This is a genomic window from Bacillus sp. FSL K6-0042 (genome assembly GCF_038006685.1).
Classification (GTDB): Bacteria; Bacillota; Bacilli; order Bacillales; family Bacillaceae_G; genus Bacillus_A; species Bacillus_A pseudomycoides.
On the sequence record NZ_JBBOVS010000005.1, the window covers coordinates 1 to 21,185 of the forward strand.

Below are 21,185 nucleotides of genomic sequence, written 5' to 3' on the forward strand. Positions count from 1 at the left end.
CATAACGTGTTGAGGTTTTTTTCTATTTGGTTGTTCTACATATATCTCATCAAGGGAACTATCTTTGCCCCACTTTTGTCCATGTTAAATTCTTACCCCACATAAGCATCATATTTGCCTTGTTCATTCTCAATGATTTTAGGAATAATAAGAAAATACATATTGGCTGTGATTTCAATGCTTTTATGACCTAATCGTTCTGTATATATTGTCGTTAATATGAGGCGTTGCTTCTTTCTGACAAAAGGAATCACGAAGAGGACGCGTGATTCCTTGTATTTGTAACTTATATAGTTTAAATGAAATGTTTGTTTGGGAATGAAATGGATTACATATAACTTATTTAGAGGGAATAATGTTGGAAGGAATAAAATGTTTCGAGTTAATAGGCATAAGAGCAAACTTATATTCACCCTGAAAGAACAACGTGGTCTATAAAAATTGTTATTTTCTTTTTTTAAGACTGCGAGTATTGTTTAATTTGGTTAATACATAAATTTCTCATCTTTGCACTGGAGTACGTATTGTAATTTTTATACCAATCTACCGTATAGTCTAAAGTCTGTTGGAGGGACCATTTTGGTTCCCAATTGAGTTTGAATTTCGCTTTACTTATATCAAGGTTTAGGAATGTTGCCTCATGAAATTCTTCTTGATGTACATTTGATGATATCCAATTCCCACATCCCCAAGTCTTTATTATACCGGTAACAAGTTCTTTTACTGAGGCAATATTATTTAATTTTGGACCAAAGTTCCATGCACCAGAAAAAAGGATACCATCTATTAAAATTTTTTCTGTTAGAAGTAAATATCCACTTAAGGGTTCGAGTACATGTTGCCAAGGTCTTATTGCATTAGTATTTCTAATAAAGATTTCTTGATTTGATTCCAATGCTCGTATACAATCAGGAATAATCCTGTCTATTGACCAATCCCCTCCGCCAATTACATTGCCAGCTCGAACACTTGCGATTATTTTTTTATGATGCTCATATTTTTTTTCTGGAAAGTAAGAATTACGGTAGGAAGAAATTAAAAGTTCACAGCATCCTTTGCTAGAGCTATAAAGGTCATATCCGCCTATTGGGTCATTTTCGCGATATCCCCAAACCCATTCACTGTTCTCATAACATTTGTCACTTGTAACTATAATTCCTACTTTAGTTGATTCATGTAAACGAATTGCTTCTAATATATTCATTGTTCCCATAACATTTATATCATACGTGTCTCTAGGATAATCATAGGAATATTTAACAAGTGGTTGTGCGGCTAAATGAAATACAATCTCAGGTTTATATTCTTTGAAAACCTTATTTAATTTATTAAAGTCTCTAATATCCCCACGAATATCAATTATGTCGTTTTGAAGATTTGTTAACATAAAATTATCTTTTTTATTTTTAGGATCTAAAGAATATCCAATTACAGTCGCACCTAATTCTTTTAACCATATGGATAGCCAAGAGCCTTTAAAGCCAGTGTGACCTGTAATTAAAATCTTTTTTCCATGAAATACATTATTAAAGCTATTATTTAACAATTGATTCACACCTTAGAAATAGATTTTCATACATTCAGATATAGATGTGCATTATGTTTATACCAATTAACAGTTTTAATAATACCTTCTTCAATACTTATGCGTGGATCCCAGGAGAGCATACTTTTAATTTTATTAATATTCGGCTTAGAAATCGTTCGTTCATTAGTTCTATAGGATAATGCACCATAATTGGGTCTGTTATTTGTCTGCAAGTGTTTAAAGAGTAATTCCACATAATGTTTTAAAGAGTAAATTTCGCCACTTCCAATATTAAAAATCTCATTTCGTATAGAATTATTTTCAATTGTTAGCATACAAGCATCTATAATATTATCTATATAGCAGTAATCTCTTAATTGATTACATAAGGTTAAATCTACAGTTCTATTCTGCAATACTTGTAAAATAATATAACAAAAAATTTTATGTGGTTCTTCACCTTCTCCAAATATTCCAAAGGGTCTTAAGGTTATAAGATTAGTATTATTTTCAGCAGCAATTTGGTGAGCAAGTATAGTGGCTGCCGCTTTGCTACTTCCATAAATATCTATTGGTGTTAGTGCCATACCTTCATGAATAGAGTCTGTTTTATTTCCATACTCAGAACTACTTCCAATATTAATAATCTTTTTGCAATCTATAGACTTTGCCGCTTGAATAATATTAATTGTACCTAAAACGTTTGTTTCAATGGCATTCATGTAATCTGTATGAGCTGAATTTACCCCATATGCAGCAAGATGAAAAATATAATCGGGACGAATTTGTTTTATAATATTTTGAACTTTCATTTTATCGCGTATATCTACTTCATACAGTTTGATACTTTTTGATACGTCTTTAAGACGCCAAGGGTTCGATGACTTTCTTGTCAAAATAACGATTTTTGCTTGTAATCTTAATAATCTTCGTACTAAATGAGAACCAATAAAACCGTATCCGCCAGTGATAAGAAACGTTTTATTTTCAAAATGATCAATCGTATTCATAGAATTTCATTCGTCTCCTTGAAAAAATTTTTAGGTAAAGGGGATAAATAATTTTACTTAGAAAGTTTTGTAGGAATTAGGGAATAATACCATTTATATAAAAGAGAGAACGGATTTCATCTGAAATGCGATGTAGGGTATTGAAAATAGTTTTTTACTGAGGACTTATCTAATTGTCCAGCAAATAAAGGGGTAAGAGAAAAAACATTTTGAAGTATGCGACATGTATTTTTTATTTTTTCGATATAAGGGATATATATATATTCTAAAATTGATTGATCAATTTCTACATGTTCTTGTTTCCATAAATCAAATTCATTTGGATTAATAATTTTCATACTCCCAAAGTGGAAAGTGATTAATTCATCTTGGTCTATAAAAATCTTACTTTCTGTTTTTGTTATAGAAGAATGATTATTTAAAATTAGATTCCAAGGTGCAGTGTTAATACCCTTTTGAGTCATGATTTTGATATTAGAAAATAAATCAGGGATGTGATTTAAATATTTTTGATCTCCCCATCTATTCATCTCAATATCATATACATCCTTGCAATATTCTAGGCACTTATCTTTCCACCATGTTAAAATATCTTTACTGTTTTGATCATTTTTAAATCCTATTAGGCCCGCCTGATACATACCATGTACATTTTCCAGTTCAGTAGTACCTCTCTGTGGACAAAGAAATACAGAGTACTTCCACCATTCATCTAGAATTATATTAGGTTTTGCAAAGAAAAACATATCTGCATCACAGTATATAATGTGATCAACTTCAGAATAATGATTAAGAATATGGAGGCATAGAGGGGCTTTTAATGTCCAACAGTATTCCTGTAAACTTCTTTCATTTTTTATATTTAAGAGTTCTTGATTTTCTATGTCTTTCACATGAATCAGTATAGCATGCTTCAATTTTAGATTTGTTAAAATTTGATAAGTTAAATTATCCATACAACAGATCCATACAGTAAAATTTGTGCCATGGCTTTCAAGTGAATAATAACAAGTCAGACCTTGAATTAAACGTTTTTGACTTATAATCATTGAGTAATTCATAAAATGATTTGATTGATTCATTTTTCTTCTTAATTGTGAATCTTTATATAAAGTTTGCGCTTCATTTATATCTTTAACACTTAATAGTCGCTTTGCTGTTTCACCTAATTTTTCTGTTGATTTTTTGAGAGTAAACTGAATTTGTTCTAAATAGGGGGTATAGATATGGTTTAATATATTATTTGGTATTGAGATTTCACCTAAAGACCAAAGGTCAAAATCCTTTTCATTGAAAATGGTAATGCAAGCAAAATGATATACAACTAGTTTATCTGTTTCGATGTATACCTCACTTTGATTTTTATCAATTTTATAATTGTTATTATAAATACAATTCCATGGTGCAGCATTTATACCTAGATTTCTGGAGATTTTTACTTTTGGAAAATAAATAGGAATAAAATCTAAATATTTTTGGTCACCAAATCTTCCATTATCAGGATTAGCACTACACCAATCTAAGCATTTATCTTTCCACCATCGTACGCTTTTTAATCCGTAGAAATCGTTTTTAAATCCAATTAACCCAGCTTGATATTTCCCATATTTTTCTTCTACCCAGTCACGGTCTCTCTGCGGACAAAGATAAATAGAATTGTCACCCCATTCTTCAAATATCGTATTAGGATCAGAGAAGAAATATAAATCACTATCGCAATAAAGAACAGATGGCAAATCATAATTTACCAATAAATATTCAATAAGTACGGACTTTAAAGTCCAACAATATTCATTGACTGTCCTATTTCGTTTAATGGCTTTCAAATTTGCATCCTCTATATCATCGACCTGTAAGAGATTTACATTATTCAAGTTCATTTCTTTCAATACTGAATACGCAAATGAATCTATACAACAAATCCATAATGTGAATCTTTGTGAATTTTGTATTAGAGATTGTCGCAAGGCAATTGTTTTTAAGACATATTCTGTTCCAACAATGGCACAAAAATGATTTCCGGAGTGGGGCTGTTTATTATAAAATAGAGGGTTGATTTTTTTGATTGTAGATTTTTTAGAATGATTTATATCAGGAGCATCTGAAGTATCTGGGGATAACAGAACATCTTTTTCTATTTTAGAGGGAATATAAAGGCGCGGGTAACTTTCCTTTCTATCGTTAAAATTCAATGTTCATTCATTCCTTTCAACTATTTTTGTTAGGGTTCCAGCTTTCATTTGCGTCTTTAAGATCTTTAGGTGTATCAACGCTAATCCAAAAATCATTGTGCTCATAAACTGAAAGTTCCTTGTTTTTTATTAAATTAAGTAGAGGTTCCTCTTCAAGCATACAATCATTATCATTCAAATAATTAAATATTCCTTTATTAAATACAAAGAACCCTCCATTTATTACAGTATTAAGTAGGGGTTTTTCCTTAAAATCTATAGCAATCCCATTTTCAACCTGTAATAAACCATATTGACTATTTTTTTTAATGCCAGTTAATGTTGCAGTTTTCCCTTTGTCTTTATGAAATTTTATAAGTTCATTAATATTTATCTTTGCTAATCCGTCACCATAAGTTAATAAAAATATCTCATCCTGTATATGCTTTTCAAGTTTTTTTAATCTGGTTCCGGTCATTGTTTCAAGCCCTGTATCTATAAATTTTATATTCCACTGTTTTGGTTCTTCAAGCAACTGGTAATGATTATTCCTTAAATCTAAATTAAAATCATGTTCTTTCCATATATAGTCCATGAAATATTCTTTGATTTTTTCACCTCCATATCCCAATGGTAGGATGAATTCATAATGCCCAAACCTGCTATACCAATCCATTATATGCCAAATGAGAGGTTTTCCTTGAACTTGAACTAGTGGTTTAGGAATATCTTTGAGAATCCCTTGCATCCTCAGGCCTTTTCCACCACACAAAATTATGACTTTCATAACATATTTGCCACCCTTCTGTTTATATAACTAATTTAAACTATGTGGTACATATATAACTTGTATCCACGTATGTACGGACATTTATAAAAAAATGAAAATTTTAAAATATGGATTTACCGAATAGTTATGACTTACTCAGACTACTTAAAACAATCTTACTAAAATATGATTCTTTACTAAGAGTCTCGGCCTTTTGACATATAACAGTAATAATATGTACTTTAAATTACTTAATTATTCTTATTACTCAACAGTAAGCAAATAGGGAACTAATAGGTATTAATTTTGATTTTAAGCATATAAGTTTAGAAAGTTTATCTTGATGGCCAAGGAGTGAGCAGAGTGAACAGGGTAGGAAAAGATGATTTTGTTTCAGGATTTGTACCTAATCATAATCATGGTTCTGTTGATTATACATCTGTTGAGGCGGGGCATGTACATCAATGTTTAGATGTAACCTCTCCGCCAATTTCGGTACAGGACGGAGGACATATACACTATACAGAAGGATATGTAGTATTCGAAGATGGACATACGCATTATTATAAGGCGCACTCAGGGCCAGCTATTCCCGTTGGAAATGGGATGCATGTCCATTATTACGATTTTTATACAACAGAAGATAATGGACATAAACATCGTATTAGGGGAGTGGACCAGCCTGCGCCAGGTAATAAATAAAAAGATATTTTTTAAAAGGAAAACTCACGTCCTAATGAAATGTGAGTTTTTTATTTGTAAGTATCTTTTCTTTACAAAACACTAGATTTACAGTTCTTAATGATGCAGTTTAAGTATGATGGGAATCGTCTATTCATATACATGGTGTAGTAGTGAAATTTTCACAAATGAAGTGGGATTTTAATGACTAACGGACAACAACCAATTCCTGATTATTTTGTCATGGATAAGCAAAGGGCTATGCTGCTTCCGTCGGAATTGAAAGCTGCGCCTTTTGAATCATTAACTGAACAATTATTTATTGAACGCTCTTTAACTGAAAATCGATTTTGGTTACGGATTATGAAGGAAGATGCACTTTTTCTTGGTGAAGGATTTAATCGGAAAGCTAAATAAAGATAGTGAAAATGCCACAGTTGAATTGAGAAATTTCAAAAAGGCGGGATTGGAACTTATTCAAACATGCCAAATTCGAAATGTAATTAATCCATTACTAGCTGATCATGTTACAAGAGAAGCTGAGCATTTCTTATTTATGATTCATGTGTTGGAAGAAAGGTTGAAACAAAAACAAATGCAGCAATCGATGGAATGAGTGCTTTGTTATCATGATGGATACATACTAGAGTATTCATTTGTTAAAAAAGTCCATTTGATGGTGCGCTTTTTTATCATGCAACAACTCAGGTCATTTTCATCATGAAAAGGTCGGTAATTCTTGTACTAAGGAATGATCGGTCTTTTCTACTCTTACATTACAAACCATGTATGAGGAATATTATTTTTTCTTTTTATATGGGAATTATAGATAAAAAAGGATGGTGAAAATATGACAATTGATCGAATTTGTACAATTGGACCGGCGAGTAATAATAAGGATACTTTGTCTCAGTTAATAAGAAATGGTATGAATATTATCCGCCTTAATTTATCGCATGGTTCCCATGAAAGCCATAAGGAAATAATTCAATTAGTAAAATCTTTAGATGATTCCATCAAAATTTTAGGGGATTTACAAGGGCCCAAGATAAGATTGGGAGTTATTGAAGAAAATGCAGTTACTCTTCAAGCAGGAGATACTTTTACTTTATACATTCATTCTATTTCTGGAAACAAAGAAGAAGCAAGTGTTGATTATCCAGGGATTATTAATGACGTGAAAGTTGGAAATAGAATTCTTATTAATGATGGACAAGTTGAGTTAACGGTTGAAAAGATAAGCGAGGATAAAATAGAAACAAAAGTAAAGGTAGGTGGCGATATAGCTTCTCATAAGGGGGTGAATTTACCAGGTACAATCGTTAGCTTACCAGCTATTACAGAGAAGGATAAAAAAGATATTCAGTTTCTTTTAAGTGAGAACGTTGATTTTATTGCATGCTCATTTGTTAGAAAACCTTCTCATATACAGGAAATCCGGAACTTTATCCGCCTAAAAAATGAAACTTCACCAAATCTAATTGCTAAGGTGGAAACGATGGAGGCCATCGAGAATTTTCAGGAGATATGTAAAGAAGTGGAGGGTATTATGATTGCCAGGGGTGATTTAGGTGTAGAATTACCGTACCAATTTATTCCGCTTTTACAAAAAATGATGATTCATGAGTGTAATCGCACAAATACATATGTGATTACGGCAACGCAAATGCTTCAATCCATGGTGGATTATTCTATTCCTACAAGAGCTGAGGTGACTGATGTATTTCAAGCTGTATTGGATGGAACGAATGCTGTTATGCTTTCTGCTGAAAGTGCATCAGGTGATCATCCGATTGAAAGTATTAAAACATTGCGTCTAGTTTCTGAGTTTGCTGAGCGTGTAAAAAAAGATGCCCCCTTTGTTATGAAAGATGTGCTGGAATTATTACATAAATCCATTTAGTGTATAGAATTGTATGATATTATTTATCACGATTTCTCCATGTTTAGGTAAGGGGAATCGTGATTCTTTAATTTGTTTGGTATAAAGAAAAGAGAGGCGGAAAACGGTATTTTATTAAATAGATAACAAACAGTACCTTGCAATAAACAATAGTAAATGGTATATTATGGGTGACGCAAGTACCTTGCATTGAGTGGTACTGATCGGAAAGGAGGATTATCTTTGAACGTCCAGTTTAAAAAAGGTGTGCTAGAACTTTGTGTACTGGCACTTGTCAAACGAAAAGATTGCTACGGTTATGAGCTCGTTCAGCAAATCTCCAATAAATTTTTAATATCGGAAGGGTCTGTATATCCGTTATTACGTCGATTAACAAAAGAGGGCTATTTTCAAACATATTTAAAAGAATCAACAGAAGGGCCACCGCGTAAATATTATCAATTAACAAATCAAGGCGAAGAACAACTCCATTTACTTGTAACGGATTGGCGTGTTTTTGCTAGAGGGGTACAAGAAATTATTGAAGAGGTGTAATGAGATGAACAAAGAACAGTTTCTTCGAAATCTATCAGGACATCTTAGAAAGCTATCAGAAGAAGAAAGACAGGATATTTTATACGATTATGAGGAGCATTTTCAGTTTGGATTAGAGGAAGGGAAGACAGAGGTAGAAATTATAAAAGGACTCGGTTCGCCAAAAGCAATTGCGAAAGAGATGTTGGCGTTATATCGTTTTGATGAGATGAAAAAGGATCCATCTGCTTCAAATATAACAAGAGCTGTAATGGCGGCAATTGGTCTTAGTTTATTAAATTTTATTCTTGTATTAGGTCCTTTAATCGCAATTATAAGTTTTATATTTGCACTTTGGGTTGGTGGAGTTGCTAGCGTTGTGGCACCACTATTTGTAGTAATTAAAATCCTAACTGGTACTTTTTTGTGGCTTGAGGTATTCGTGTCTATTACGTTTGTTGGTGTTGGATTATTGTTATGTATAGGTGCTTACTACTGTACAAAATGGTTTAAAAATTTTTGTGTGCGCTATGTCAATTGGAATCTCAAAATGATTAGAGGGGAATAGATGAGATGAAAAAGATATTGTTAGTAGCGGTCGCTTGTATCATCATTGGTGTTGTTGGTATATCACAAACATATTCAAAAACAGTAGATGCGGCGGAAAAGGGAGAAACTGAAAGAGTTATAAAAAATGAAGCAATTAAAAATCTAGAAATTGATTTGGATGCTGGGGATGTTACAGTTCAAAAAGGGGATGATTCTTCTTTTTATATAAAACAATCAGGAAATACTACGAAGCAAAAAATAAGTATTGATGAAAAAGGAGATATATTAAAGGTTCAAGGTAAGATAAAAAAAGGAATTTCATTTGATTTTTCATTTTTATCTTTCGGATTTAAAACGCCAGGTGTAACAATTGTTGTTCCGGAGCGTTCCTATCAAGAAATAAAAGTAAGTTCATCTGCAGGTGAGATAACAGTAAATGATGTGAAAAGTGAACGTGTAGAAGCAACAACGCTTGGTGGAGATGTAGAAATAGAGCGGGTGACAGCGAAGAAAGTGGAAGGATCTTCAAAAGCGGGCGGAATTAAAATGAAAAAAGTAAGTGGAAAAGTTGTTGCGAAAACAACAAGTGGAGATGTGGACGTTATTGATCATGACTCTAAATATGATGTGGAAGCAAGCTCGACTGCAGGAGATGTTGATATTCGTCTACTTGAAAAGCCTCAAGATGCGACTGTAAGTGGGAAGACATTTACCGGTGAAGTTAAGGTTTTCAAGGAAGAAGAAAGAAATGTAGTAGTAGGGAATGGGAGCGTAAAAATTAGCGGACAAACATCTGCTGGAGACGTGACAATTGAAGCGAATTAAAAAATAGACCAGTTAAACTGGTCTATTTTTTAATGTAAATCACGATATACACCGATTACTTTTCCAATAACAGAGACTTCATCTAAAATGATTGGCTCTAAAGAAGAGTTTTCGGGTTGTAAGCGGAAATGATCTTTTTCTTTGTAAAAACGTTTTACAGTTGCTTCATTATCTTCTGTTAAAGCAACAACGATTTCTCCATTGTATGCAGAATGTTGCTGACGAACAACAACTAAGTCTCCATCCAGAATACCCGCTTCAATCATACTATCTCCAGAGATTCGTAGCATAAACACCTGGTCTGCTCCAGCAACAACGCTTGCAGGAAGCGGGAAGTGTTCTTCTATACTTTCAACTGCTGTAATTGGTAAACCAGCTGTAACTTTTCCGACAATTGGGACTTGAACAACTGATTGTGTGTTTGTTTCGATTCTTACTTCTCCTAAAATTTCAATGGCTCTTGGTTTTGTTGGATCACGTCGAATATAACCTTTTTCTTCTAGACGTGATAAATGTCCGTGCACCGTAGAACTAGAAGCAAGGCCAACCGCTTGACCGATTTCGCGTACGGAAGGTGGATAACCTTTTTCTTGTACTTTTAGTTTAATGAAGTCGAGAATGTCTTGCTGGCGTTTTGTTAACTTTTCCATGTTTTTTTAACACCTCGTTTTCTTTCAATTTTCTTACTTATAAGTATAACATGCAAAAAAACATTCTACAAACATAAGTTCGAACAAAAGGGCGATTTGTGATACACTAAAGGGAAAATTGAAATGAGGAAGAAGGTTTTAAAATGAATGCAATCATTTATGCCCGTGTAAGCACAACGAAAGAAGCGCAGGAAACTTCATTATCACGCCAAAAAGATGAATTATTGCATTTAGCTGAGCGGTATCAAATGAATGTTATAAAGGTGATTGAGGAGAAGGCAAGCGGCTATACGATTGAACGAGACGGTATATTAGAAGTGTTAGATATGATTCGAGATGAACAGGTCGATGTGCTTCTCATTCAAGATGAAACGCGGCTTGGAAGAGGGAATGCAAAAATTGCTTTAATGCACTGTTTACATAAAGAAGGAATACAAGTATATACACATACGCATAATGGTGAATTACAGCTTTCTGATTCGGATTCTATGGTGCTAGATATTATTGGTATAGTTGAAGAGTATCAGAGAAAGATTCATAATTTGAAGATTAAACGTGGAATGCAGAGAGCGGTAGAAAGAGGGTTTCGTCCAGAAAAAAACTTAAAAAACCGACATTTAAGTACAGGACGTGAAAAGAAAGAAGTGCCGATTGAAGAAATTGTACGTCTGCGTCGCAATGAATTAACATTTGAGGAAATTGCAGCAACGCTTCGTGGTTTTGGACACGATGTATCTAAAGCAACAGTACATCGCAGGTACGTGGAATACACGAAGCAATTGCTTGATAAACAAGACTAACTATTGTATGATAATAATCAGTTTTAAGTAGAAAGGGGATTCGAGATGCTAAGTCACGAACTCATTGAACGCATTAACTTCTTAGCGAAAAAAGCGAAAGCTGAAGGATTAACTGAAGAAGAACAACGTGAGCGCCAATCGCTCCGTGAACAATATTTAAAAGGATTTCGTCAAAATATGTTAAACGAATTAAAAGGCATTAAAGTCGTTAACGAAGAAGGTAAAGATATTACACCGGCGAAATTAAAAGCATTGAAAAAACAAGATAATACAAAGTTAAATTAAGAGGTGGGCGCAGCCCATCTTTTTTTGATTTTAATAGAATTGTTTATTTGATGACTTTCCAATTATGGTTGGTCTTTGCTTCAATTGTCCCCCGTTCTAATATGTAATTCGCGATAAGCTCAGACATATCAATTGGTATGTCTTTTATGATGGGTTTATTTTGATACATAAAATAATTTCCGCCACCACTTGCGCGATAATTATTCATGACTACGTCATATTCTTGATTAAAGCGAATGGGAGATCCGTTATATTCTAAGGAAACGACTCGTTCACCAACTGGTTTTGAAATGTTTAATATGTATGAAATTCCTTCCCACATATCGTAATTGTAATGCTGTGGTTTTGGTGTAGTGTAAGCGGGATTTGCAATAATATCTCCCTCGGTATTTAATGTGAAATATTCAGCTGATAGTTCAAGAGCATCTTTAATATCTTTTCCTGTAATATGTATGACCTTTAATGTATTTGGATAAATATAATTCGATACAATATCTCTCATTGTAATTCGATTTGGAAAGCCAGAAGATTCATTATGAAATAGGCTTGTACAAGAAATGTTGACTCCAGCTACCTCCATTTGTACTTTGTTTATAAATTCAATAAAAGGATTGTCTTGTAAACGTGTTTGCATCGCAGTGTGAATTTGCATGTCACCAATAATGGTGCCGATTGGTTGATCTAGCCATTGTTGCGTTTGATTTTCGTAGTCAGATACAAGTGAAAGTGCTTTTTCGTCTGCTTGAACGCCTTTAACAGACAACAGTTCCGAATGACATTTTTTAATTATCCATCGATCTTTATTTTGTTCTAACTCCACTCGAACTTTTCCTAATGAATGGCCATTAGATCCGGGTTGTACAACTGTTACACCATTTACTTTCGTATTTGCAATAGAGCGATGTTGGTGACCTGTTAGTAATATATCAATACCATCTATTTCTTGGCACATCGCATATCCTTGATTCTCACCGGTTAAAATTTCTATTGGTTCTCCAGATTGTAAATCCCTTTCAAAGCCACCATGATATGCTACGACTAATAAGTCAGGTTGCTCTTGGTTATGAATGAGAGAAACCCATTTTTTTGTTGTTTCTAGTGCATCTTCAAATAGTAAATCTTTAATATGATGTGGCTGCTCCCAATTTGGGATGTAATGTGTTGTAACTCCCAAAATAGCGACTTTTATATTAGGATGTATGTGTTTAATGATATAGGGTTTCCTAAAATAAGGATCCTTTGTATGTTTATTTAAAATATTTGCAGATAGATAAGGCATATTCGCGTTTAATACAGCTTTGTTTAATACATCCATTCCATAGTTGAATTCGTGATTTCCGATAACGGCCGCATCATAACCAATGTAATTCGCGATAAGTGACATTGGGTTGTTTTTATGCTGTATATATTTAGCGTAGTGATAGGTGAATGGAGTTCCCTGTATAAAATCGCCGTTATCGATCACAATTACATGTTCATGTTGGTTACGCTCTTGTGTGATACGTGTTGCAAGTTTGGCTAATCCTATTTCTGCATTTTCATTATTTTGATAGTGAATCGGATAGACTGTACCATGTACATCGCTTGTTAGTAGAATGTTTATATGAACAATGTTGTTCTTATTCAAGCTTATCAACCTTCTTTTTTTGTTATCTTATGATAAATCATAACAGATAATATAGGTTTGTTTTTTTATTGAATGTTTAGAAAATCTAAAATTTATAAAGAAGAAAATGAAAATGTTTTCGGAGTATCGTATGATGACAGGAGGAGGGTATTGTGGCTTTGCAACATGAATTTGTATTTGTTTCAAATGAAAAAGGAGAGCTAAGTTCTGAAGATTTTTCTTGGCATGACAGGGAGTTTTTTTATAAAGATGGAATGGTTGTTGAAGAATGCGTGATATTCAGTGATGAAATTGTTTTGTATGTGTCAGATTTTTTACAGTGGATTCCAACATATAATCCTTTTAAGAAAGAGAAAGGGTTTGGTATCCATTATTGGTATTACAAAAATCGAGAAAGAGGGAGCAGAAATAGCGATCAACCTATTTCGCTCATTAGTCAATCTCATTTCATTGGGACCTGAAAAAATAGAACTCACAGGCTCATTTCAATGGACGGTATGAACACCTTGTTTTTAATCGAGATATTCTTTGTACAGAGTTAGAGTCTTTAATTAGACTACTCTATAAAGTGAACGCAGGAGAAGGACACCTTTTGCATTTTGGAATTTAATTTTTTATCGAGCGTAGTGCTCAGACATAACAAATGTTAATTTTTTCTAAATAAAGCTGAAATAAAAGAAATAGCAATTGCTATAAATAAAGAAATAATGGCGATAAGTAACGAGAGGATTGCAATGAGACTATATAAATAACCTAATCCTTCACTTGTTATCATTACACCCCGATCAAAATACAGTATGCCAAACGTACCAATGGAGAGAATAAGTATGACAACACCTGGGATGTATTTATGGGGTGATTTTAATTTTACTGAAAGGTAAATAGAACTAATTGTAATAAGGGAAAAAACAATTAAAAAGGTGTAGGAAGCCACTTGTTCACTCATCATTTCTCCTCCCGCAGTTTTTATTTGATATATACGATGAAAATCAATATATATTCATTTCTATCTATATGTTGTGAATAAATGGTAAATAAAGGAGTGGTATGGAGGGGGGCAGAATATTTGCTAAATATTTTTATGAGCCACGTATGAAAATGCAGATAATTCCCTTTATTATCAATAAATGAATAATAAAAAAGTATAGCAGATTGAAACCCTATACATTGTGAAATTAAGTATGTTTTTTGAACAAATTCGAAAAAACATCAACATATTTGTCGATACATGTTGTATAATCTTGCGTGGGAAGCTATCATATAAATGTGTAAAACGTTTACTAATATAAGCGAAGGGAAGAATAGCATGTCACATTCAATCGAACAACTTTCTATCAACACGATTCGCACATTATCCATTGATGCGATTGAAAAAGCAAACTCTGGTCACCCAGGAATGCCAATGGGTGCAGCACCAATGGCTTATACATTATGGACTCAATTTATGAAACATAATCCAAATAACCCAACGTGGTTTAACCGCGATCGTTTCGTATTATCTGCAGGTCATGGTTCAATGTTATTATACAGCCTACTTCATCTATCTGGTTACGATGTAACAATGGATGATTTAAAGAACTTCCGTCAATGGGGAAGCAAAACTCCAGGACATCCTGAGTATGGGCACACAGCAGGCGTAGATGCAACAACTGGTCCGCTTGGACAAGGTATTTCGACAGCTGTTGGTATGGCAATGGCTGAGAGACATTTAGCAGCGAAGTATAACCGTGATGCATACAATGTAGTTGACCATTATACATACGCAATTTGCGGTGATGGCGATTTAATGGAAGGCGTTTCTGCTGAAGCATCTTCATTAGCTGCTCACTTAGGATTAGGTCGACTTGTTGTATTATACGATTCTAATGATATTTCATTAGATGGTGATTTAAATCGTTCATTCTCTGAAAGTGTAGAAGATCGTTATAAAGCATACGGTTGGCAAGTAATCCGTGTTGAGGATGGAAACGATATTGCAGCAATTGCGAAAGCAATTGAGGAAGCGAAAGCTGACGAAAAACGCCCAACGCTAATCGAAGTAAGAACAACAATCGGTTTCGGTTCTCCAAACAAATCAGGAAAATCAGCTTCACACGGTTCTCCACTAGGTGTAGACGAAACAAAATTAACAAAAGAAGCGTATGCTTGGACAGCTGAACAAGACTTCCATGTATCAGAAGAAGTATATGATAACTTCCGTAAAACGGTACAAGATGTTGGCGAAACAGCTCAAGCTGAGTGGAACACAATGCTTGGTGAATATGCACAAGCATATCCAGAATTAGCAAATGAATTACAAACAGCGATGAAGGGTCTTCTTCCAGAAGGTTGGGATCAAAACTTACCAACTTATGAATTAGGATCAAAAACAGCAACTCGTTCTTCTTCAGGTACTGTAATTAACGCGATTGCAGAAGCTGTACCATCATTCTTTGGCGGATCTGCAGACCTTGCTGGTTCTAACAAAACATACATGAATAACGAAAAAGACTTTACAAGAGCTGACTACAGCGGTAAAAATATTTGGTACGGTGTACGTGAGTTCGCAATGGGTGCAGCAATGAACGGTATCGCACTTCATGGCGGCTTAAAAACTTACGGTGGTACGTTCTTCGTATTCTCTGATTACTTACGTCCAGCAATCCGTCTTGCAGCGTTAATGCAATTACCTGTAACATATGTGTTTACACATGACAGCATCGCTGTTGGAGAAGATGGTCCAACGCATGAACCAGTTGAACAATTAGCAGCGCTTCGTGCAATGCCGAATGTATCTGTTATTCGTCCTGCTGATGGTAACGAATCTGTTGCAGCTTGGAAATTAGCGTTAGAATCTACAAACACACCAACTGCATTAGTCTTAACTCGTCAAGATCTTCCAACATTAGAAGGTGCAAAAGACGATACGTATGAAAAAGTAGCAAAAGGTGCATATGTCGTTTCTGCAAGCAAGAAAGAAACAGCTGATGTAATTTTACTTGCAACTGGTTCTGAAGTAAGCTTAGCGATTGAAGCGCAAAAAGCATTAGCAGAAGATGGTGTTGATGCAGCTGTTGTCAGCATGCCATCTATGGATCGCTTTGATGCGCAATCTGCTGAATATAAAGAATCTGTATTACCAAAAGCAGTAACAAAACGTTTCGCAATTGAAATGGGTGCGACTTTCGGATGGCACCGTTACGTTGGTCTTGAAGGAGATGTACTAGGTATCGATACATTCGGTGCTTCTGCTCCTGGTGAAAAGATCATGGAAGAGTATGGATTCACTGTAGAAAATGTTGTTCGTAAAGTAAAAGAAATGCTTTAATGGTTTGTGAAAAATCTCTCCGGCATGGAGAGATTTTTCTATGTAAATGAGTTTATTCGACAGAAAAAGTTTTTTCTTTCTCCGTAGTCAGACAATCATTGCATATTTTCTTCTATATAATGAAGAGAAAAGGTTGTCCAGAGCGGGAGGGAAAGTATGAAAACGTATGAATTGTATTTAATTCAAGAAGATATTGCGAAGGCATACTTTGGTCGGGAGTATTTGTTTTTTGATTTATTTGCTCGATTTTCAGAATCTGATTCCCTTTCGGAAAAGAAAGTGTTATATAAGCAGATGATGTATATTACGATGCCATTACAAGTAATGAGAATTCACCATAAATTAGAACAGGTTTTACGTAGTTTTGGGAAGTATAATAGAACACATCATACACACATGCTTTATACTGGGGCAGAATACGGCGAAATAACGGTGAAATCACAATATATTCAAATGAGTACATCCGGAAATGTATCGATGGAAACGACTTTCTTTGAGGTTCTCAGGAAATGCGAATTGACATTTTTAGCAATGGATTATGAAAATAAAAAGTATGGTTGGTTAAATCCTCTGAAACAAGCACGAACATATGTGTAAAAAATGTCGAATACAATCTTGTCTTATTGAAAAGGTTTTAGTACACTGTAAGGTAGACAACATGAAGGAGGAAAATATATGTCAATTTGGGTAGTTGTTCTAGTGGGCGTATTAGCACTAGTAGCAGGCGTGGCGTTAGGATTTTTCATCGCCCGCAAATATATGATGAATTACTTACAAAAAAATCCACCAATCAATGAACAAATGTTAAAAATGATGATGATGCAAATGGGACAAAAACCATCCCAAAAGAAAATCAATCAAATGATGAGCGCAATGAACAAACAACAAATGAAATAAGCGCTAAAGGGGCACTCGATAAGAGTGTCCTTTTCTTTTGGAAAACTGTAGTGTTTAAAACTTTTAAAAATTCTGTATTTTTGATAAACTGAAAACATCGCTCATTTCAAGGGAGGGGGATATAATGAAGATATTTTTTAATTTAGCGTGGTTTTTTAAACAAGAAAAACGGGCGTACATAACGGGAATTATTTTGTTATTTGGTGTAGCACTTCTTGAGCTTGTTGCACCAAAAGTAATTGGAGTTGTTGTAGACCAAATTAATAACCAAACGCTAACATCTGAAAAGTTGTTACAATGGGTTGTTCTTTTAGTAGTTGTCGGGATTACAATGTATATATTACGTTACATATGGCGTATTATGATTTTTGGGTCTTCTTTAAAGCTCGCGCGCCAATTACGAAAGAAATTATATGAACATTTTACAAACATGAGTCCATCTTTTTATCAATCACATCGTACAGGGGACTTAATGGCCCATGCAACGAATGATATTCAAGCAATCCAACAGACAGCTGGAGCGGGCGTTTTGACGCTTGTTGATTCGTTAGCCGTAGGTGGATGCGTGCTAGTGGCTATGGGGTTTACGATTAGTTGGAAGTTAACATTGTTAAGTTTAATCCCAATGCCGATTGTAGCGATTTCAACTAATTATTATGGTACTTTATTACACAGACGTTTTCATAAAGCACAGCAAGCGTTTTCTGAGATCAATGATAAAGTACAAGAAAGTATGAGTGGAATGAAGGTGATTCGCTCAATTGGTCAAGAAAAGGAAGATTTACAAGCATTTCGAAAAAAGTCAGAAGATGTTGTGCATAAAAATATGTTAGTTGCGCGCATCGATTCATTATTTGATCCAACAATTTCTCTTATTGTCGGTTTTTCATTCTTAATCGCTGTGTGCTATGGATCACTATTAGTTGTTCGCGGAGAACTGACAGTTGGTGAGTTAATTACATTTACAACATATTTAGGGACGCTTGTTTGGCCGATGCTCGCATTTGGTTGGCTGTTTAATATTATGGAACGTGGTCGTGCTTCATATGACCGTGTGGAAAAAATATTATCTCAAACTTCAGATGTTGTGAGCAAAGATGGGGCGGTACATAAAGAGGCAAGCGGTGATATAAAGTTTGCAATTGATGCATTTTCCTATAAGAAAAATGAAACTCTCCATTTAGAAGATATTCATTTCACACTGAAAAAGGGTGAAACATTAGGTATTGTTGGCCGCACTGGTGCAGGGAAAACGACATTGTTAAAATGTTTAATCAGGGAATATGATCATTTTAATGGATCGCTGCAAGTTGGTGGGAAAGATATTCGTGATATGACGCTGCATGGCATTCGATCTGCTATTTCGTATGTTCCTCAAGACCATTTCCTATTTTCAGCAAGTATAGGTGAAAATATTGCATTTGGAAAGGCTGATGCTACATATAAAGAAATTGCATGTGCTGCTGATATTGCTTGTATTCATGATGATATTGTTCAATTTCCAGAAGGATACGATACGGTAGTAGGGGAACGAGGAGTGTCTTTATCAGGTGGACAAAAACAAAGGATTTCTATTGCACGTGCTTTACTAACGAATGCTGAAATTTTAATTTTAGATGATTGTTTATCAGCAGTTGATGCAAAGACAGAAGAAACAATTTTAACAGCGCTGAAACGAGAAAGAGAGCAAAAAACAACGATTATTACAGCACATCGGTTAAGTGCTATTCAACATGCAAATCTTATTCTTGTTGTTGATGAAGGGAAAATTGTAGAGCGTGGTACACATGAACAACTAATGAGGCAAGAAGGTTGGTATAAAGAGATGTATGAAAGCCAGCAGTTAGAAGCGTTAGTTGAGAAGGGAGGCATATAATGGCTGAGAAAAAAAGAAGCGATTTATGGCGATTACTTTCTTATATGAAACCATATAAAGGCTTATTGTCACTAGCATTTCTATTTCTAGTTGGTGCAACTGTTACAGAAATGATGGGTCCGTTTTTAATTAAACAGTTTCTTGATGAACATTTAGTTCCGCGTAACTTTGAACAATCAGCACTTGTAACCTTATTTGTTGTATATATGATTGCTCATCTATTAAAGGTTTTATTTACGTATTTAAATTTATTATATTTCCAAAATATAGCTTTCAAAATTGTGCAAGATATGCGAGTGGAAGTGTATGAACATGTACAACGGTTGTCATTAAGCTTTTTTGACCGTACACCAATTGGTACCCTCGTATCTCGTATAACAAATGATACAGAAGCAATTAAAGATTTCTATGTGAGTGTGTTATCAACATTTGTAAAAAATGTAGTATTTTTAATTGGAATTTTAGTGGCTATGTTTTTACTTAATGTGAAACTTGCATTGTTTTCTCTTTTATTAATTCCAATTATGTTGACGATTATGACCATGTATCGCAGGAAAAGCTCTGTTTTTTATTTAGAACTTCGCAATCAATTAAGTATTTTAAATGCAAAGCTTAATGAATCGATTCAAGGGATGAACATTGTGCAAGTGTTTCGTCAAGAAAAACGGATGCGAAAAGAATTTGAAGAAGTGAATAATAAGCATTACAGTGCTGGGCGCCGTACGTTAAAATTAGATGCATTGTTTTTACGACCGGCAACAGATTTTGTTCATATTGTGGCGATTGCATTGGTGCTCGCATTATTTGGAATTGACGCTTTGAATAGTCCAGTTGAAGTTGGGGTATTATATGCTTTTGTTAACTATATTCATCGTTTTTTCCAACCTGTAAATGAAATGATGATGAAATTATCTTTCTTCCAACAAGCACTTGTTTCTTCATCACGTGTCTTTCATTTGATGGATGAAAAAGATTTAGCGCCTGTTCAACAAGGGAATGGAGAGCCGAAAGTACATGAAGGAGAAATTGAATTTAAAGATGTTACATTTTCATACGACGGAAAACGTGATGTTTTAAAAAATGTATCTTTTCATGTAAAACCTGGGCAAACAGTTGCTTTTGTTGGACATACTGGAAGTGGGAAAAGTACAATTATGAACTTGTTGATGCGGTTTTATGATATTAAAGCGGGTCATATTTTAATAGACGGTGTAAACTTAGAAAAGTTTGAAGAGAAGGAAATTCGAAAGAGAATTGGGCTCGTATTGCAAGATGCCTTCTTGTTTGCCGGAAATGTGAAACAAAACATTCGCATGTATAATGAAAGTATTACGGATGAAGAAATAAAAGAAGCAGCACGTTTTGTTCAAGCAAATACGTTTATTGAAAAGTTACCAGAACAGTATGATACAGAAGTAGTAGAAAGGGGAGCGGCATTCTCAAGTGGACAAAGGCAACTCATCGCGTTTGCTAGAACGATTGCGACAAATCCGAAAGTATTGGTATTAGATGAAGCAACGGCCAATATTGATACAGAAACGGAAGAGGCAATTCAAACAGCGTTGCAGCGTATGCGAAAAGGTAGAACAACAATTGTGATTGCACATCGCTTATCTACTATTCAAGATTCTGACCAAATCTTTGTTATGCATGATGGAGAAATTATAGAAAGAGGAACACATCAAGAGTTACTGAGTAAGCAAGGATTATATTACAATATGTATTTACTTCAGAATAAAGGAAGCCTTCAGAAAGCCTTGTAGTATTAAGGTTTTGAAGGCCTTTTTTTTATTC

General features: G+C 34.3%; 20 protein-coding genes and 1 pseudogene. 14 read left to right on the top strand and 7 right to left on the bottom strand.

From position 1 onward, the window contains the following. Window positions 1–457 precede the first annotated feature (457 nt). The 4 genes from rfbG to MHH45_RS27180 all read right to left on the bottom strand — a co-directional run bounded on the left by rfbG (window position 458) and on the right by MHH45_RS27180 (window position 5,496). Window positions 458–1,546, bottom strand: coding sequence for a CDP-glucose 4,6-dehydratase (gene rfbG / locus MHH45_RS27165; protein ID WP_016115793.1), 1,089 nt, complete (start codon window positions 1,544–1,546; stop codon window positions 458–460). Between the two features lie 26 nt (window positions 1,547–1,572). Then, window positions 1,573–2,538 (bottom strand): NAD-dependent epimerase/dehydratase family protein, encoded by a 966-nt coding sequence (locus MHH45_RS27170; RefSeq protein ID WP_088094292.1) that lies wholly within the window; start codon window positions 2,536–2,538, stop codon window positions 1,573–1,575. 116 nt (window positions 2,539–2,654) lie between these two features. Continuing rightward, window positions 2,655–4,730 (bottom strand): hypothetical protein, encoded by a 2,076-nt coding sequence (locus MHH45_RS27175; protein ID WP_016115791.1) that lies wholly within the window; start codon window positions 4,728–4,730, stop codon window positions 2,655–2,657. Between the two features lie 16 nt (window positions 4,731–4,746). Continuing rightward, complete coding sequence (locus MHH45_RS27180; protein WP_016115790.1) at window positions 4,747–5,496, bottom strand: sugar phosphate nucleotidyltransferase; 750 nt, start codon at window positions 5,494–5,496, stop codon at window positions 4,747–4,749. A gap of 345 nt (window positions 5,497–5,841) precedes the next feature. Here MHH45_RS27180 and MHH45_RS27185 point away from each other — a divergent pair, with 345 nt between their 5' ends. The 6 genes and pseudogenes from MHH45_RS27185 (at window position 5,842) to MHH45_RS27210 (ending at window position 9,949) form a co-directional block, all read left to right on the top strand. Next, complete coding sequence (locus MHH45_RS27185) at window positions 5,842–6,180, top strand: YmaF family protein (protein ID WP_016115789.1); 339 nt, start codon at window positions 5,842–5,844, stop codon at window positions 6,178–6,180. Window positions 6,181–6,363: 183 nt separating this feature from the next. Further along, window positions 6,364–6,775 (top strand): annotated as a pseudogene (locus tag MHH45_RS27190) (DUF2935 domain-containing protein). Between the two features lie 234 nt (window positions 6,776–7,009). Next, window positions 7,010–8,062, top strand: a complete 1,053-nt coding sequence (locus MHH45_RS27195) for a pyruvate kinase (RefSeq protein ID WP_016131842.1) — start codon at window positions 7,010–7,012, stop codon at window positions 8,060–8,062. Window positions 8,063–8,284: 222 nt separating this feature from the next. Next, a complete protein-coding gene (locus tag MHH45_RS27200; protein ID WP_088094291.1) occupies window positions 8,285–8,596 on the top strand; it encodes a PadR family transcriptional regulator in 312 nt (103 codons plus the stop codon). 4 nt (window positions 8,597–8,600) lie between these two features. Then, entirely contained in the window at window positions 8,601–9,143 is a 543-nt protein-coding gene (locus tag MHH45_RS27205) for a DUF1700 domain-containing protein (protein ID WP_088094290.1), read from the top strand. 5 nt (window positions 9,144–9,148) lie between these two features. Next, window positions 9,149–9,949: a DUF4097 family beta strand repeat-containing protein gene (locus MHH45_RS27210; RefSeq protein ID WP_088094289.1), complete on the top strand. Its 801-nt coding sequence runs from the start codon at window positions 9,149–9,151 to the stop codon at window positions 9,947–9,949. Between the two features lie 29 nt (window positions 9,950–9,978). Here the strand turns inward: MHH45_RS27210 and lexA are convergent, their stop codons facing one another. Next, a complete protein-coding gene (gene lexA / locus MHH45_RS27215; protein ID WP_088094288.1) occupies window positions 9,979–10,599 on the bottom strand; it encodes a transcriptional repressor LexA in 621 nt (206 codons plus the stop codon). A 143-nt stretch (window positions 10,600–10,742) separates the two neighbouring features. Between lexA and MHH45_RS27220 the strand changes: the two genes are divergently transcribed. Both MHH45_RS27220 and MHH45_RS27225 read left to right on the top strand, forming a co-directional pair. Continuing rightward, entirely contained in the window at window positions 10,743–11,399 is a 657-nt protein-coding gene (locus tag MHH45_RS27220) for a YneB family resolvase-like protein (protein ID WP_016115781.1), read from the top strand. Between the two features lie 45 nt (window positions 11,400–11,444). Then, on the top strand, window positions 11,445–11,684 hold the full coding sequence (locus MHH45_RS27225; RefSeq protein WP_016115780.1) for a DUF896 domain-containing protein: 240 nt from the start codon (window positions 11,445–11,447) through the stop codon (window positions 11,682–11,684). Between the two features lie 43 nt (window positions 11,685–11,727). On the opposite strand, the gene MHH45_RS27230 is transcribed toward MHH45_RS27225, so the two are convergent. Beyond that, window positions 11,728–13,311 carry a bifunctional metallophosphatase/5'-nucleotidase gene (locus MHH45_RS27230; RefSeq protein ID WP_016131839.1) on the bottom strand — a complete coding sequence of 528 codons (1,584 nt, stop codon included), beginning with the start codon at window positions 13,309–13,311 and terminating at the stop codon, window positions 11,728–11,730. Window positions 13,312–13,463: 152 nt separating this feature from the next. On the opposite strand from MHH45_RS27230, the gene MHH45_RS27235 reads away from it, so the two are divergent. Next, the gene (locus MHH45_RS27235) at window positions 13,464–13,772 is read left to right on the top strand and encodes a hypothetical protein (protein WP_016131838.1); all 309 of its coding nucleotides are present in this window, start codon (window positions 13,464–13,466) and stop codon (window positions 13,770–13,772) included. Between the two features lie 185 nt (window positions 13,773–13,957). Here MHH45_RS27235 and MHH45_RS27240 read toward each other — a convergent pair whose 3' ends face one another. Next, window positions 13,958–14,257, bottom strand: coding sequence for a hypothetical protein (locus tag MHH45_RS27240; RefSeq protein WP_016115777.1), 300 nt, complete (start codon window positions 14,255–14,257; stop codon window positions 13,958–13,960). Between the two features lie 360 nt (window positions 14,258–14,617). Between MHH45_RS27240 and tkt the strand changes: the two genes are divergently transcribed. The 5 genes from tkt (at window position 14,618) to MHH45_RS27265 (ending at window position 21,154) form a co-directional block, all read left to right on the top strand. Further along, a complete protein-coding gene (gene tkt, locus MHH45_RS27245; RefSeq protein ID WP_016115776.1) occupies window positions 14,618–16,618 on the top strand; it encodes a transketolase in 2,001 nt (666 codons plus the stop codon). A gap of 156 nt (window positions 16,619–16,774) precedes the next feature. After that, a complete protein-coding gene (sirA, locus tag MHH45_RS27250) occupies window positions 16,775–17,215 on the top strand; it encodes a sporulation inhibitor of replication protein SirA (protein WP_016115775.1) in 441 nt (146 codons plus the stop codon). A gap of 78 nt (window positions 17,216–17,293) precedes the next feature. Continuing rightward, the gene (locus MHH45_RS27255) at window positions 17,294–17,515 is read left to right on the top strand and encodes a YneF family protein (protein ID WP_003199214.1); all 222 of its coding nucleotides are present in this window, start codon (window positions 17,294–17,296) and stop codon (window positions 17,513–17,515) included. Window positions 17,516–17,639: 124 nt separating this feature from the next. After that, window positions 17,640–19,391, top strand: coding sequence for an ABC transporter transmembrane domain-containing protein (locus MHH45_RS27260; protein ID WP_016131837.1), 1,752 nt, complete (start codon window positions 17,640–17,642; stop codon window positions 19,389–19,391). Then, window positions 19,391–21,154, top strand: coding sequence for an ABC transporter ATP-binding protein (locus MHH45_RS27265; protein WP_088094287.1), 1,764 nt, complete (start codon window positions 19,391–19,393; stop codon window positions 21,152–21,154). The genes MHH45_RS27260 and MHH45_RS27265 overlap by 1 nt, the downstream gene beginning before the upstream one ends. Window positions 21,155–21,185: the final 31 nt, after the last annotated feature.